This window comes from Parvularcula maris (assembly GCF_024505085.1).
In the GTDB taxonomy this organism is placed as follows: Bacteria; Pseudomonadota; Alphaproteobacteria; order Caulobacterales; family Parvularculaceae; genus Parvularcula; species Parvularcula maris.
The window spans coordinates 490,730-504,987 of record NZ_JANIBC010000001.1; the positions used below are offsets into that span (position 1 = coordinate 490,730).

At 66.1% G+C, this 14,258-nt stretch carries 13 protein-coding genes; 7 read left to right on the forward strand and 6 right to left on the reverse strand.

The features are described 5' to 3' along the window. Positions 1 to 11: 11 nt before the first annotated feature. The 4 genes from ctaD (at position 12) to NOG11_RS02380 (ending at position 3,462) form a co-directional block, all read left to right on the forward strand. Entirely contained in the window at positions 12 to 1,676 is a 1,665-nt protein-coding gene (gene ctaD, locus NOG11_RS02365) for a cytochrome c oxidase subunit I (protein ID WP_256618024.1), read from the forward strand. Between the two features lie 97 nt (positions 1,677 to 1,773). Next, entirely contained in the window at positions 1,774 to 2,685 is a 912-nt protein-coding gene (locus NOG11_RS02370) for a heme o synthase (RefSeq protein ID WP_256618025.1), read from the forward strand. After that, positions 2,678 to 2,887 carry a cytochrome c oxidase system small membrane protein gene (locus NOG11_RS02375; protein ID WP_256618026.1) on the forward strand — a complete coding sequence of 70 codons (210 nt, stop codon included), beginning with the start codon at positions 2,678 to 2,680 and terminating at the stop codon, positions 2,885 to 2,887. The genes NOG11_RS02370 and NOG11_RS02375 overlap by 8 nt, the downstream gene beginning before the upstream one ends. Further along, positions 2,887 to 3,462, forward strand: a complete 576-nt coding sequence (locus NOG11_RS02380) for a cytochrome c oxidase assembly protein (RefSeq protein WP_256618027.1) — start codon at positions 2,887 to 2,889, stop codon at positions 3,460 to 3,462. Before NOG11_RS02375 ends, NOG11_RS02380 begins: the two co-directional genes overlap by 1 nt. A 234-nt stretch (positions 3,463 to 3,696) precedes the next feature. On the opposite strand, the gene NOG11_RS02385 is transcribed toward NOG11_RS02380, so the two are convergent. The 4 genes from NOG11_RS02385 to NOG11_RS02400 form a co-directional block, all read right to left on the reverse strand. After that, positions 3,697 to 4,818: a glutathione S-transferase family protein gene (locus NOG11_RS02385; protein WP_256618028.1), complete on the reverse strand. Its 1,122-nt coding sequence runs from the start codon at positions 4,816 to 4,818 to the stop codon at positions 3,697 to 3,699. 205 nt (positions 4,819 to 5,023) lie between these two features. Beyond that, positions 5,024 to 5,521 carry a GNAT family N-acetyltransferase gene (locus NOG11_RS02390; RefSeq protein ID WP_256618029.1) on the reverse strand — a complete coding sequence of 166 codons (498 nt, stop codon included), beginning with the start codon at positions 5,519 to 5,521 and terminating at the stop codon, positions 5,024 to 5,026. Then, positions 5,518 to 5,928, reverse strand: a complete 411-nt coding sequence (locus NOG11_RS02395) for a SufE family protein (RefSeq protein WP_256618030.1) — start codon at positions 5,926 to 5,928, stop codon at positions 5,518 to 5,520. Before NOG11_RS02395 ends, NOG11_RS02390 begins: the two co-directional genes overlap by 4 nt. A 263-nt stretch (positions 5,929 to 6,191) precedes the next feature. Beyond that, entirely contained in the window at positions 6,192 to 7,151 is a 960-nt protein-coding gene (locus NOG11_RS02400) for a hypothetical protein (RefSeq protein WP_256618031.1), read from the reverse strand. A 334-nt stretch (positions 7,152 to 7,485) separates the two neighbouring features. Between NOG11_RS02400 and NOG11_RS02405 the strand changes: the two genes are divergently transcribed. Further along, a complete protein-coding gene (locus NOG11_RS02405) occupies positions 7,486 to 8,499 on the forward strand; it encodes a sensor histidine kinase (RefSeq protein ID WP_256618032.1) in 1,014 nt (337 codons plus the stop codon). Continuing rightward, positions 8,496 to 8,825 (forward strand): DUF1491 family protein, encoded by a 330-nt coding sequence (locus tag NOG11_RS02410; protein WP_256618033.1) that lies wholly within the window; start codon positions 8,496 to 8,498, stop codon positions 8,823 to 8,825. Before NOG11_RS02405 ends, NOG11_RS02410 begins: the two co-directional genes overlap by 4 nt. 191 nt (positions 8,826 to 9,016) lie before the next feature. Here the strand turns inward: NOG11_RS02410 and NOG11_RS02415 are convergent, their stop codons facing one another. After that, positions 9,017 to 11,161 (reverse strand): transglycosylase domain-containing protein, encoded by a 2,145-nt coding sequence (locus NOG11_RS02415; protein WP_256618034.1) that lies wholly within the window; start codon positions 11,159 to 11,161, stop codon positions 9,017 to 9,019. 170 nt (positions 11,162 to 11,331) lie between these two features. Beyond that, positions 11,332 to 13,512 carry an alpha/beta hydrolase gene (locus NOG11_RS02420; protein WP_256618035.1) on the reverse strand — a complete coding sequence of 727 codons (2,181 nt, stop codon included), beginning with the start codon at positions 13,510 to 13,512 and terminating at the stop codon, positions 11,332 to 11,334. 96 nt (positions 13,513 to 13,608) lie between these two features. Between NOG11_RS02420 and NOG11_RS02425 the strand changes: the two genes are divergently transcribed. Continuing rightward, complete coding sequence (locus NOG11_RS02425) at positions 13,609 to 14,058, forward strand: YcgN family cysteine cluster protein (protein ID WP_256618036.1); 450 nt, start codon at positions 13,609 to 13,611, stop codon at positions 14,056 to 14,058. Positions 14,059 to 14,258 lie beyond the last annotated feature (200 nt).

Below are 14,258 nucleotides of genomic sequence, written 5' to 3' on the forward strand. Positions count from 1 at the left end.
AGGGTTTGAGCATGAGTTCGACCGAACGCGAATTTGCCCATCACGGCGCTCACGCCGAGGATGATCACAAGCCGAAGTTCTGGGTCCGGTGGTTCTACTCCACCAACCACAAGGATATCGGCATTCTGTACCTGATCTTCGCGGTCCTGGCGGGCCTCGTGGGCGGTGCGATGTCGGGTCTGATCCGCTGGGAGCTCATGGAGCCGGGCATCACCGTGCTTACGGGCTTCACCACTGGTGAGACCGACATGGAGCGGATCGAGAGCGCCAAGAACTTCTACAACGTCCTGATCACCTATCACGGTCTGATCATGATCTTCTTCATGGTCATGCCCGCCCTGATCGGCGGTTTCGGCAACTTCTTCGTGCCGATCATGATCGGTGCGCCGGACATGGCGTTCCCGCGCATGAACAACATCTCCTTCTGGCTCTACGGCGCCTCCGCGACGCTGCTGTTCCTCAGCTACATCGCGCCTGGCTACGGCTCCGAGCAGGGCTACGGCGGGGGCTGGGTGCTCTACCCGCCGCTCTCGACCAGCGTGAGGGGGCCTGCGATGGACCTCCTGATCGTCAGCTTGCACCTCGCCGGTGTCAGCTCGATCCTCGGCGCCATCAACTTCATCACCACCATCTTCAACATGCGTGCGCCGGGCATGACGCTGCATAAGATGCCGCTCTTCGCCTGGGCGGTGCTGGTCACGGCGTTCCTGCTCGTGCTGTCCCTGCCGGTCCTGGCGGGCGCCATCACCATGCTGCTCACCGACCGCATGTTCGGCACGGCCTTCTTCGATGCGGCCCGCGGCGGTGACCCCGTGCTCTACCAGCACCTCTTCTGGTTCTTCGGCCACCCCGAGGTCTACATCCTGATCCTGCCCGCCTTCGGCATCATCAGCCACATCGTCTCGACCTTCTCGAAGAAGCCGGTCTTCGGCTACCTCGGCATGGCCTACGCGATGTGCGCCATCGGCTTCGTCGGCTTTATCGTCTGGGCGCACCATATGTACACGGTGGGCCTGTCGGTGGACATGAAGGCCTACTTCGTCGCGGCTACCATGGTGATCGCGGTGCCGACTGGCATCAAGATCTTCTCCTGGATCGCGACGATGTGGGGCGGCTCGATCGACTTCAAGGTGCCGATGCTCTGGGCCATCGGCTTCATCTTCCTGTTCACCGTCGGCGGCGTGACGGGTGTGCTGCTCGCCAACGCAGGCATCGACCACTACATGCACGACACCTACTACGTGGTGGCGCACTTCCATTACGTCCTGTCCCTGGGCGCCGTGTTCGCGATTTTCGCCGGCTGGTACTACTGGTACGAGAAGATGTTCGGTCACCCCTATTCGGAGCTTCTCGGTCAGATCCACTTCTGGCTGATGTTCATCGGGGTGAACATCATCTTCTTCCCGCAACACTTCCTGGGTCTGCAGGGCATGCCGCGTCGCTATATCGACTACCCCGTCGATTTCGCCTTCTGGAACAAGGTCTCGACAGTGGGCTACGTCATCATGGCGGTGTCGATCGTGGTTTGGCTGGTCTCGATCGTCTACGCTCAGCTCGTGCTTCGCCGTAAGGCCGCGCGGGACAACCCGTGGGGCGAGGGCGCGACGACCCTGGAGTGGACACTCCCGAGCCCGCCGCCCTACCACCAGTTCAACGAGCTGCCGAAGATCCACTAAGGTCTCCGGCCTCCGCGGCCAATTAACAGAGTCACGCGCCGCGCTCTTGCCCCCCGGGCGCGCCGCTTCGATGTCGGGGTGAGGAGAAACGCCTTCCATGAACGACGCAGCCACCGAGAACGACATCCCGGCCCACCTCACTGCCAGCGCGAGGGACTACGCCTCGCTGCTCAAGCCGCGGGTGATGAGCCTGTCGATCTTCACCGCGATGGTGGGGATGGTGGTGGCCCCCGGTCCGGTGCCGAGTTGGGGCCTGGCGGTGCTCTCGGTGATCGCCATCGCCCTCGGTGCGGGTGCGTCGGCGGCGCTCAACATGTGGTGGGACAGCGACATTGACGGCCGCATGGCCAGGACCGCCGCCCGGCCTATCCCCACTGGTAAGGTGCCCGCGGCCGAGGCGTTCGGCTTGGGCATCGTGCTATCCGCCCTCTCTGTCTGGCTGCTGGCTCTCTCGGGGGGCTATCTCGCGGCCGGGCTTCTGGCGGTCACCATCGGCTTCTACGTGGTCGTCTACTCCATGCTATTGAAGCGGCGCACGCCGCAAAACATCGTCATCGGTGGCGCGGCAGGTGCGCTGCCGCCCGTCGTCGGCTACGCGGCGGTGACCGGTGCGGCGCCTCTCGAGGCGTGGCTTCTCTTCGCGCTCATCTTCATCTGGACGCCGCCCCATTTCTGGGCGCTCAGCCTCCTGAAGAAGGGCGACTACGAAGCGGCGGGCATTCCCATGCTGCCCAATGTGAAGGGTGATGCGGTCACGCGGGAGGAGATCTTCCGCTACTCCGTGGCGCTGGTGGTGCTGGCGCCGATGCTGGCGGTCGCGCCGCTCGCCGGTTGGCTCTATGCGGCCGCCGCCATCATTCTGGGAGCGGAGTTTCTGCGCCGGGCCTATCTCCTTCGCCGCTCACCGGACAATACCGGAGCAGGGGGGCTGTTCGGCTTCTCCATCTTCTACCTCTTCGCGCTTTTTCTCGTGCTGTTGATCGAGCACTGGGCAGGTTTTCATGGATAAGGACGAACGCAGCCTCGACCTCGCCGAGGCGAGGGAGGGGCTGCCCACGGGCGAGCTTCATCAGCCTACGGAGGCCGAGATCAAGGCCCGCGACAAGCGCAACATCGCTATCGCGCTGGCCGTGGTGGCGTTCATCGCGCTGGTCTTCGCCACGACCATGCTGCGGCTGTCCCAGAACCTGCCCCAGGGGGGAGCATCGTGATGGTGAGCAAGAACGGCAAGGTCGCGGCCTCCGTCGCGCTCGTCGCGGCACTGATGGTGGGTGCGTCCTTTGCCGCCGTGCCCCTCTACCGCATCTTCTGCCAGGTGACGGGCTGGGGCGGCACGACCCAGGTGGCCAAGGCAGAGGCCGACCGGGTGCTGGACCGCCGGGTGACCGTGCGCTTCGACGCCTCGATCGCCAAGGGTATTCCGTGGTCGTTCAAACCGGCCCAGGTGAGCCAGACCCTACGCATAGGCGAGACGGGGCTTGCCTACTACGAAGCCACCAACAATGCCGACTACCCCGTGATCGGCAGCGCCAGCTTCAACGTGCAGCCCGCCAAGGCCGGGTCCTACTTCATGAAGGTGGACTGTTTCTGCTTCGAGGAGCAGATCCTTCAGCCCGGCGAGACCATGCTGATGCCGGTGACCTACTATGTGGACCCGGAGATGGCCGATGAGCGCCGCCTCGACGATGTCCGCGAGATCACGCTGAGCTACACCTTCTACCGCAACGAGGACGCGGAGGAGCGCGAAGATCTGGGGACGGAGCGCCGAGCCGAAGCGGGGCGGTAGGCGTTCATCCTGTAAGGTTCTTTACCGCCCCCTCCCCCTCAGCCTGCCGGCAGCTCCCCCTCCAGAGGGGGAGCGGAGTAGGGGGGAAGCGGTTGTTCTGTTTCCCTCCCCACTGGTGGGGGAGGTGCCCGAACGGGCTTCGTAGCTGGTTTGCAGTCAGGCAAAACATTTGGTCCGGGGGAGCAAATGTAAGCGCAGAAGGCCACGGCAGTGGCCGGGAGGGGGCAGCAACGCCTACGCCCAGACCAGCTTGTGGTTCTCACGCTTCACCGGTGCCTTGATCATCTCGGGCTTGATGAAGTCCCCGCCGATCTGTCCCAACAGTCCGTCCACGCCCTTTCTATCTTCGTCTGACAGTCCCGCTTGATGGTCCGTTGCGCGCTGCAGCAGCCACTGCCCGTAGGGGAAGACGAGGCGCTGCCCGGTCTTCTCCTCGCCGCTGCGGTCTTCCAACGTGAAAGGCTGCATGCCGAGGGCGCGGGGAATGTCCGCGTCCGGACTGGACTGTTTGAGCGCACCGACCTTATCCGTCATGTCCTGGATGCAGGGGCCTTGTTCCCTCATCATGCGGCGAAGGACCGGAAGGAGGGTCTCGGGTATTTCGTCGCCGTCCAGGAACTCGCCGCTTTCGGGTTCGGCACCTTCGAGCTCGTGCATCCGCCTCACCCAGGCGACAACGTTCGGGGCGAGGCGCTTCATGATCTCGCCGGACGCAGGGTCGCGGTAGAGGTGGGCGTAGAGGGGGCCGATCAGGCCGTAGTCACCGATCGAGGGGCGGGTGCCGAAGAGGTAGGAGTGCCGAGCGAAGTGGGCGTCCAGCTCACCGAGAAGCGCTTCGTAGGAGGCCTCGATGGCGTCCGTCATCTCCGGCGTGGCGCCCAGCATGGGCACGACGCCCTCGAACATCTTGGAAGCCTTGCGCCCAGCCTCGATCTGGGCCGCTTCGTCGCCATCGGGCAGAGCGGTCTTGCCGAACTCGGCATGGGCGAAGTCGCGGTTGTGCCGCCACCGGTAGTGCATGGCCGGGATCAGCAGCCACTCATCGCCGTAGAACTCGAGAAGATGAGCCGCGAAGCGCTGTTTCGGCGTATCAGGAAAAACCGAAGGTCCGTCCGTGTGCTTCTCGAAATGGTCGATAATCTCGGTCGTGTCCTGGATGGTCTGGCCGTCCGGCGTCTCGATGACCGGGATCATAGGGTAGCCGATACGCGGTATGATGATCGTCTTGTAGACCTCCGGCGTCGACAAACGCTCCTCGAACGGCACACCGCGCCAGCGCAGGTAAGCGCGCGCCTTGCCGGAGAAGAGGGAGAGCGGGGCGCCGTAGAGGACGGTCTGCTGGTCGGTGCTGGTCATGCCCGCGCTTATGGACCGCCGGGCTGGGTGCTGGCCAGCGCGGCTTGCTGTTTGCCGACGTTAGGATTTCTGCTGCTCCGTTGCCTCCCCCTCAGCCTGCCGGCAGCTCCCCCTCAAAGAGGGGGAGCGAAGTAGAGAGCAGGCAGTAGTTCTGCTTCCCTCCCCCACTGGTGGGGGAGGTGCCCGAAGGGCGGAGGGGGCGCGACTACCCCAGCTCCCCGAACGGCGCTGCGTACTCGGCCTTTCCCGACTTCGGCGCGTCCTCATCGAGGAAAGCCACCTGCCAGTAGGGGCCGTCATAGGCGCTCTTGAAGCGGGTAGCGTCATCGACCGAGAAGCCGAAGCGCTCGTAGAAACCAGGGTCCCCGAGGAGGAAGGCGAGCTGGAAGTCGTGGGCCGTAGCCAGTGCCAAGCTGCTCTCGATGAGGGAGCTGGCGATGCCTTGGCCCTCAAACCCTTTTGCGGTCGCGACCGGTCCCAGGCCGAGGGCTCTGGCGGGCGACTGCATGAGCGAGAGGATGATGTGGCCGACGATCCGTCCGCTCGCGTCGGCAACAAGCTCGATCTCGGCATGGCCGCCGGTGCGGAGCTTCTCGGTGAGGTCCGCTTCGGCAGGCGTCTCGAAGCGTTCCAGGAGGAGCGATCGTACGCTCTCGGTGTCGGCGGGTTCGAAGGACCTGACCTCCCAATCGAGCTCGCTCATGCTGCGGCCTCCGCCCTGATCTTCTGGACCATGCTGGCGACGCCGTTGGAGCGCTGGGGGGTGATGTGCTCCTTGAGGTCGATCTCGGCGAGGCGGGCCTCGGCGTCGAGGGAGCGGGCCTCGGCCTTGGGCTGGCCGGAGTAGAGGCTCATCATCAGGCCGACGAGACCCTTGACGATGGCCGCGTCGCTGTCGCCGCGGAAGCGTAGCGTGTCGCCCTCGCCCTCGAAGACCAGCCAGACCTGGCTGGCGCAGCCGCGCACCTTGTTGGCCTCGCTGCGCTCCTCGTCCGTCAGGGGAGGGAGGTTGCGGCCGAGGTCGATCAGGTAGCGGTACTTCTCGTCCCAATCGTCGATGAAGGCGAAGTCGGCGGCGATGTCGCTAAAGGAGGGCAGGCTGTCGGTCATGGGGGGCAGGTAGGGGATGTCGGGGCGGGGGCAAAGGGTGGTTTGCTCTTCGCCTGCTTCTAGCGTCTCCCTCTCCCCTCTGGGGAGAGGGACCAAGGGTGAGGGGGCTTCGGAGCGCAACGCTACGGCTTCGCCGATGCCCTCACCCAAAGCCTGCTACGCAGCCGTTGACCTCTCCCGCAGGCGGGAGAGGTAGGACGCAAAAAGAAAACGCCGCGACCTTTTCGGATCGCGGCGCTTCGAACTTCAGTGGCTTGCTAGGTTCAGGACCCGGCCGCGCCGACCCCGGCAGGCCAGCCGACGCAGGAGGACACGTCGTTCAGCGCGTGCTGGCCGAGGCAGAAGGCCTCTTCATAGGGCGTGCGGGTGGCCGCGATGCACTGGTCGAGGTTCATCTTGGCGTTGGTGAAGCAGCGCTCGGACTTCTTCGAGGTGCCGAAGGAAGCGAGGTGCTCCTGCTCCGCCGTGTTGGTGGCGTAGCGCACGCCGAGCACCAGGGCCTTGGTGACGATGGTGCCGGGGCGGGCCGAGGGGTTCACCTGGGCGTCTTCCTTGGACCATTCGGGCGACCAGCTTGCGAGGCTGACGAGGTCCGGGCGGACCGTGCCGTTCTTCGAGGGCTTCACCTTGCGGCCGTAATCAGCCCAGCGGCGGGTGGCGGCGTATTTCAGCGCGTCCTCGACACGCTGGGTGCCGCCCTTGCTGATCGGCGCCTTGGCCCAAGAGACCTTCTGCATCTCGTAGGCTTCGGAGATGAAGCTGTCGCCCACCTTGCGGATCCTGGAGGCGTCGTTGGTGGCGAAGGCCATGATGGCGGCGACCGCCTCCTCCGAGCCCTTCATGTTGCGCACCACGGCGGGGTTGCTCTCGAGTTCCTCGAGGAAGGCTTCGCGGCCACCGCGCTTCTTCACGCGGCGTGCGATCTCCGCGGCGAAGTCGGGCTGGTCGGCGGCGATCATGGCCGCATAGGCGATCCAGGACGCGGCCATGGTGCGGTTGTCGTGGCTGGCGAGGCGGAAATAGGTGTCCCGCATGGCGCCCTCGTCGGCCGGCATCTCGCCGGAGACGTGGTCGATGTCTTCGCGGTACTGGATGTAGGGCTGAGCGGCGTACTCGATGAGCTGCGCGCCCTTCATGCCCTCGACCGCGGTGCTGGAGGCAAAAGCGGGGCTGACGCACATCGTTGCCGCGGCAATGCCTGCGGTGAGCCAAGACTTCTTCATGCTACTACCCCTGCCGCTGGACCCGGCCGGATTAAGATTCCGGTCACGAGTCCTAATGTCCATCAATGATGGTTTCCAAAGTCTAAACGATCCCAGTGCGTTCGAATACATAATTTGCTCCCACCTTGGTGTTTCCAACACCCGGAGACAGGCTGCGTGGCTAGCGTTCAGGAACCTTTAAGGGGGAAAGCCATAACGTTAAGACATGCAGGTGATTCCCCGGCGGCATCTTCACGAATCGTCCCAGAACCCCCGTGGCGACTGGGGGGAAGGCGTGCGCAGCGAGCCGATGTTTTTTGAGCTCACACCGCAGGGGTGCGTCGTTTCGTCAACCGTGAGCGGAGCGAAGCTGTTCTCCACCACACCCGGCCGTCTGCGAGGCGCTAGGCTGACCGAGCTGGTCACGGCCCGGCACCATCCCAAAGTGCTACACGCCCTTGCCGAGGTGCAAGCTTCGGGCCGTGCAGCGCTGTCGGTGGACCTCAACCGCGCGGCCAAAGTGCCGCATGCCAGGATCGAGCTGAGAAGCCCTCGCCGCGGCGTGGTCGAGGCTCGGCTGAGGCCGCTTCTGACCAGCCGTTCCGAGCCGGCTCCCAGCAAACAAGCTCCCGCCGACAAGGAGCAGCTCGCCGATGTCAGCCACGAGATCAGGACGCCGCTGAACGCGGTGATCGGCTTCGCCGACGCGCTGCGTCAGGAGAGCTTCGGCCCTCTGGGCGACAAGCGCTACCGCGACTATGCGAGGCTGATCCAGGAGAGCGGCCAGCATGTCCTCGCCCTCGTCAACGACCTTCTGGACCTCTCCAAGGCCGAGGCGGACAAGCTGGAGTGCCGGGTCGAGCCTGTCCACGCAGGCGACCTCGTAGCGGCCTGCGCCTCCATGCTGGCGCTGCAGGCGAAGGAGGCAGGGCTGACCTTGCGCGTCGAGACGGCGCCGCAGGTGGGCATCCTCACCATCGACCCGAAGATCGTGCGTCAGATCCTCCTCAACCTTCTCAGCAACGCCCTCAAATTCACCGAGGAGGGCTCGGTGACCGTGCGCACCCGCCTGATGGGCGGCAACCTCGTCATCACGGTCGAGGATACCGGCGTGGGCATGGAGGAGGACCAGGTCGAGCGGCTCGGCGAGCGCTACTACCAGGCCCGCGGCGAGGGCGTCCGCGGCGCGAAGGGCACGGGGCTCGGCCTCGCGCTGAGCTCTGCCTTAGCAAAGGCCCATGGCGGAAGGCTCGACATCCTGTCCCAACCGGGGCGCGGTACGACCGCGTCGCTGACCATCCCGGCGGTCGCCAAGAAGAAGCCACGGCGCTACGAGCCGATCCCCTATCAGGACCAGCGCAGCGCATGAGCCTGCGCCTGCGCTCCGACGTGCAGGTCTCCGCCATGCAGCGCAGCGCCTCCGCGGCGGGGCTGTTCTTCGCCGTGCTCGACAAGGGGCACGAGGAGGGGGGGCTCATCTATGTGCAGTGGCGCGACGGCCGGGAGCTGAGCCTTTTCACAGAGAGGGAGGTGGAGGGCTCGCGGGTCTGGACCTGCGTTCTGGGTAAGGCCGAGGAGATGGCGGTTAGGGAGCGGCTGGCTTCGGAGCGGTCCTTCGATCCCGATCTATGGGTGGTGGAGGTGGAGGGGCCGTTGGCTGACGCCGAGCGGGTGCTCCAGCCCCTTGCGGAGTAAGCTTCGAACCTATCGCCTCCCTCTCCCGCCTGCGGGAGAGGGACCGAGGGTGAGGGGGTTCCGAGCGCAGGTTTCAGAACGAGCGCAGCGGGACGGCTCCGCCGAAGCCCTCACCCGAAATCATGTGGATTTCGACCTCTCCCGTGAATGGGAGAGGCAACCGTTGAGCACGCGCATCAACCGCTCGAAACCTACCGCCCGTCATCCGAAGGACCCACCACCCGGCCCGAGACCTGGGGCGTGCGGTAGGTTCTGACGCCCGAGTTCTGGGGCGGGGCTGCGTACTCGCCTGTGCCTGCCACCCGGCCCGAGACGCCCTCTTGCTGGGACAGGATGCTGCCGATGCCGTCGTAGCGGTAAGGATCGGCATAGGCCTGGGCGCCGTAGACGCGGTCCTGGAGGTCCAGCCTCAGCCCGCGATAGACAGCGCCCGCTTCGGCGAGGTTGTAGTCGTAGGGGTAGCTGTCTTGAGCCTTGAGAGGGATCGGCTCGTAGCCGCCTTCGCGGTGGGCCTCGTCCATGAAGGCCTGCCAGATGCGCACCGGATAGGTGGCGCCTGAGACCTCGTCCATCTCGCGGTTGTCGTCATTGCCCACCCAGACGCCTGCGGTGAGGTGGGCGGAGTAGCCCACGAACCAGGCGTCGCGCCAGCCGTTGGTGGTGCCGGTCTTGCCGGCGATCTCGTGGCCCTCGATCCTCGCGCCCCTGGCCGTACCCAGCTCGCTGACCGAGTGGAGGAGGTCCGTCATGGCCTGCGCCGAGCCCTCGCTCATCACCCGGACGGGGAGCTGCAGGTCGCGGGCATAGACGAGCCTGCCGCCGCGGGTCCTGACCTCACTGATGGTGTGGGGCTCCGTGGCGAAGCCCTGATGGGCGAAGGGGAGATAAGCCGCGGTCAGCCTGTCCAGCGGCACCTCGAACACGCCGAGGGCGAGGGAGGGGTGGGGGGCCATGTCGTTGGCGAGGCCCACGCGGCGGGCGGTGTCGATGACGTTCTCGCGCCCCACCGCCTCGGTGACCTGCACGGTGACGGTGTTGGAGCTGAGGGCCAGCGCCCGGCGCATCCTGACGGGGCCGAGGAAGCGCTCCTTGTAGTTGGACGGCTCCCAGCCATCGACCTGCAGGCGCCGGTCGATGAAGAGGGTGTCGGGGTCGAAACCCTGCTCGATGGCGGCTAGGTAGATGAAGGGCTTGAAAGCCGAGCCCGGCTGCCGCTTCGCCTGGGTCGCGCGGTTGAACTGGCTGTCCCTGTAGCTGCGCCCGCCGATCATGGCCGCGATGCCGCCTTCGGTGTCGTAGGCGACGAGGGCTGCCTCCTCGGCGCCCCGGCGAGCGGCGTCCTCGGTTTCTAGGGAGGTGGCCACGGCGCGCTCGGCGGCCCTCTGCGCGGAGGGCACGAGGGTGCTTCTCACCACTACATCGCCCTGGAGGTCGGGCAGGCGGCGGCTGAGCTCGGCGGCGACGTGGTCGAGGAAGTGCCCGTCCGCCTCCTTGCGGTCGCGGAAGGCGAGCTCGGGCGGGAACATCAGCGCCATGCGCGCGGTGAGCTGGTCGATCTTGCCCGCCTCGAGCAGGTTGCCGACGACCTCGTGGCTGCGTTCCAGCGCGCCCTCATAGTTGGAGTGGGGGGCGAGCTGGGACGGCGCCTTGGGGAGGCCTGCGAGGATCGAGGCCTCGGCCAGGGTCAGCTCGGACGGGTCCTTGGAGAAGTAGGCGTTCGACGCCGCGGACAGACCATAGGTGTTGGCGCCGAGATAGATGCGGTTGAGGTAGAGCTCCAAGATCTCCGCCTTGGTCATGCGCGCTTCGAGCCAGAGGGCTAGGTGCAGCTCCTCGAACTTGCGCTGGAAGGTCTGTTCGCCGTTGAGGAAGAGGTTCTTGACGAGCTGCTGGGTGATCGTGCTGCCGCCCTGCACCACATGGCCTGACTGGTAGTTGCGGAGGCTCGCCCGGAACATGGCGGCGGGGTCGAAGCCGGGATGCTCGAAGAAGCGCCGGTCCTCGGTGGCGAGGAAGCTGTCCACGACGAAGCTCGGCAGCTCGTCGATGCGGACGGGCTCGCCGAGCTCGCTGCCGCGGGTGCCGAGGAGGCTGCCGTCGGCGGCGAGAATGGTGATGCTCGGCTTCCGGCCCGCGGAGGCGAGGTCCATGCCTGGATGGGGGAAGAACTTCTGCGCCACCTGGGCGTTGATCGCCAGCGCGGGGATGGCGAGGGTCAGGACGGTGGAGAGGGCGAAGGCGCTCTGCCTGAGCACGAAGCGCCCAGGCCCGCTGCCGAACACGGCTCCGCCCGCCCGCTTCAGCTTGCCGCCGAAAGCGAGGGTCGCAGCAGCCATGCTGCTAGGGAGCTTCTTGATGGTGCCCAGTGCCGGTTTCTCCGCCTCTTCTTGTTCTTCCTAGCCCAGCTACGGGCCGAAGAGTTGAAATGTTGCGCTGCGTCGGGGTTTGTGACCCGGAGTTCACGTGAAGGTGCTGCCTCGACACGCTCGACGTGTGTTTGAGACGGCTACATCTCCCCGCGCGCGATCCAGGCGGTGTCGCTGGCTTCCTCGAACCAAGGCGCGAAGCCGCCCACATAGACGGCGTTGTCCTTCTCGAAGGGGCTGAGTTCGAAGTCGCGGACCCTGGCCAGCGGCCTCGCATAGGGGTCGTGGCCGGGGATCTTGATCTCTTCCAGGCGGTAGGAGGCGCGGCCCTCGACGACCGTGCGGACGAGATACCAGGCGTCCTTGCCGAAGCCCGTGGGCCAGTAGGGGAAGTTCGGGCGGGCCACCAGGTAGTCGGGGTCGTAATAGACTTCGAGGCCGATCCACTCCTCGGTATCGCGGCCCTTGCGGCGGATCAGCTTGGCATCGAGCGCCCTCACATAGTGCGGCTCACGGCCGAGCTGGGTGCGGACAAGGTTGCCAAGATCCTGCTCGACCACCGGAGCCTCGTCGCCTGGACTGAAGCGGAAGGCGCGGTTGAGGGTGGTGAAGGCGAGGGTGGTCTTGGTGCGCGCCGTGTCGCAGCGGAAGGCGCCGATCTCGTAGTTCTTGTGCCAGAAGATATCGAGGCTCTCGAGATAGGGTCTGGTCGCGACCAGCTCTTCCAAGTCCATCAGCACCTCCCACGAAGCCTCCTCGCCGTCGCGGCGGCGGAGGATCTGCCGGTCGGTGGCGGCGAAAAGGTGCTCACCGCAGGCGGCGAAGCCGACGACCTTCTGCTGGCCCCTGGCCTGATGCTCGGGCTCGGCGTCGAAGCGGATGCCGCCAACCTTGGACGGGTCGAAGACGCCGCGGGTGATGCCGAGGGGGGCGGGGCCTGCCGCGGCGAAGACGAGGTCGAGGCCGGTCTTGGGATCGCGCCAGCCTGCAATGGCCTGAACGCTGGCCTTCTCGGCCCCCGGCGCCTCCCCGATCTCCTGCTTGGTCCAGTTGCCCGAGGGGGTGCGGATGAAGACGCTGGCCGACGCTGCACGCTGCCCCTCGCGGCGGTGGCCCGCGCCAGCGAAGAGGTAGGAGAGGGGCTCGATGGGTCGGCCCTCATGGTCCCGTTCGAAGCTGACGGGGAGGAGCGAGGTCACCTCGCCGTAGCCGCGGGGCATCTGGTGTTCGAGCTGCCAAGCCTCTTCGCGGGCGTCGAGGCGAAGGATCTGACCGCGCGGGGTCGCCTCCGCGCCGTCCGAATGGGCGTTGCCGGCGAAGAGCTTGCCCTCATGGGTGACGAGGCCGGTGATCTCCGCGCCGGTCATGCGGCGACCGGCGACGTCCTCCTCACCTGCCTCGAAGGCGAAGATCCAGGGGATGTCGGGGATCACTTCCTTACGCTTGTCGGAGGAGGCGACGACGATGTTCGACTCCCGCCGGATAAAGTTGATGACCGCGTCGGTTGTGGGATCGCCCGCCGTGCCGAAATAGCGGAACAGGCTCTCCTCCGTCCGTCCGATCGCCTCGAACAGGATCGCCACGCCCCCCGCCTTGCGTAGCTGGGCTGTGAAGGGCTTGGCCTGGCGGTAGGCGTTCTTCTCCCCCGAGGCATAGGCCACCATGAAGGGCGGCAGGGGCTTAGCCCGGTTCGTGAGGTAAGCTGGCGAGGCAAGCGGCCAGGCGGCGCTGTTGCCGGTGAAGACCTGACGCAAGGTGCGCCCTTCGGTAGTGGTGAGGTCGGTGGCGGCGATCTCGCCGGGCACGTCATAGACCTTTCCGGCCAGGGAGATGATGCCTCCAAGGTCGGAGGGCTTCGCGCCGTGCTTCTCCAGGAAGGCCGGGTCGGTACCGACGAGGCTGACGAGGTGCCCCCCCGCCCCGTGGCCGACGAGGTAGATCTGGCGCGGGTCGATGCGGAAGCGGTCGGCGTTCTTGGCCAGCCAGACGGCGGCGCCGGCGACGTCGTCGGCCTGCTCCCGCGGCGTGACCTCTGGGTGGAGACGGTAGTTGAGGGCGGCAACGGCGAAGCCCTCCTGTAGGAAGTACTTCACCTTGGTCGAGGCGGTGCGCTTGTCGCCCGCCTGCCAAGAGCCGCCATGGACGAGGAGGATGGCGGGTTTGAGCTGGTTGAGGGGCCTCGCGCTGACGTCGATGAGCTGGCGCGGGTGGCCGCCGTAAGGCTTGTCCCGCTCCATGATCTCGGCGGGCAGCGGCTCTTCGGCAAAGGCCGAAGCGAAGAGAAGGAGTACGGCGGCGGCGAGCCTCAACAGATGCGCCATGGACGGACCTCAAGCCTTGGTTCGAAGGGCATCGGCCCTTCCCTCGATCCCTTGTCGCTGCCAGACGTTAAGCTGTTGTTGAGGATAAGCCTGCCGGTGACCGAGAAGCCCTATTGGGAGCGCAAAACCCTCGCGGAGATGACCCGCGAGGAGTGGGAGGCGCTGTGCGACGGCTGCGGGCGCTGCTGCATCGTCACGCTGGAGGATGAGGACGAGCCGGACGTCCTGCAGGAGACCTCCATGCGCTGCCGCCTGTTCGACGCGGAGAAGCGGCGCTGCTCTTGCTATGCGAAGCGCACAGAGCTGGTCCCCGAATGCGTCGAGCTGAAGCCGTCGAACGTGGCCAGCCTCTCCTTCATGCCGAAGAGCTGCGCTTACCGGAGGCTCGCCGAGGGGAGGGGGCTCGCCCCCTGGCACCCTCTCATCAGCGGCGATCCGTCCACGGTGGAGAAAGCAGACATCGCCGTGCCGCGCGAGCTGACCGATGAGAGCGACGTGCGCGAGAAAGACTACTGGCGGTACGTGACCGGCGAGCGGAAATTGTAGCTCTCTCCCCTCTCCCGCTTGCGGGAGAGGGGCCGGGGGTGAGGGCTTCAAAGCACCATCCTGGGATCACAGACGCTCGCTGACGGCTTCGCCGATGCCCTCACCCGAAATCAGGGTGATTTCGACCTCTCTCGCGCGCGGGAGAGGTAGTAGCCCCGCCGTCACGCAGTGACTTATCCCCGCTCTTCCGCGGCGGGGTA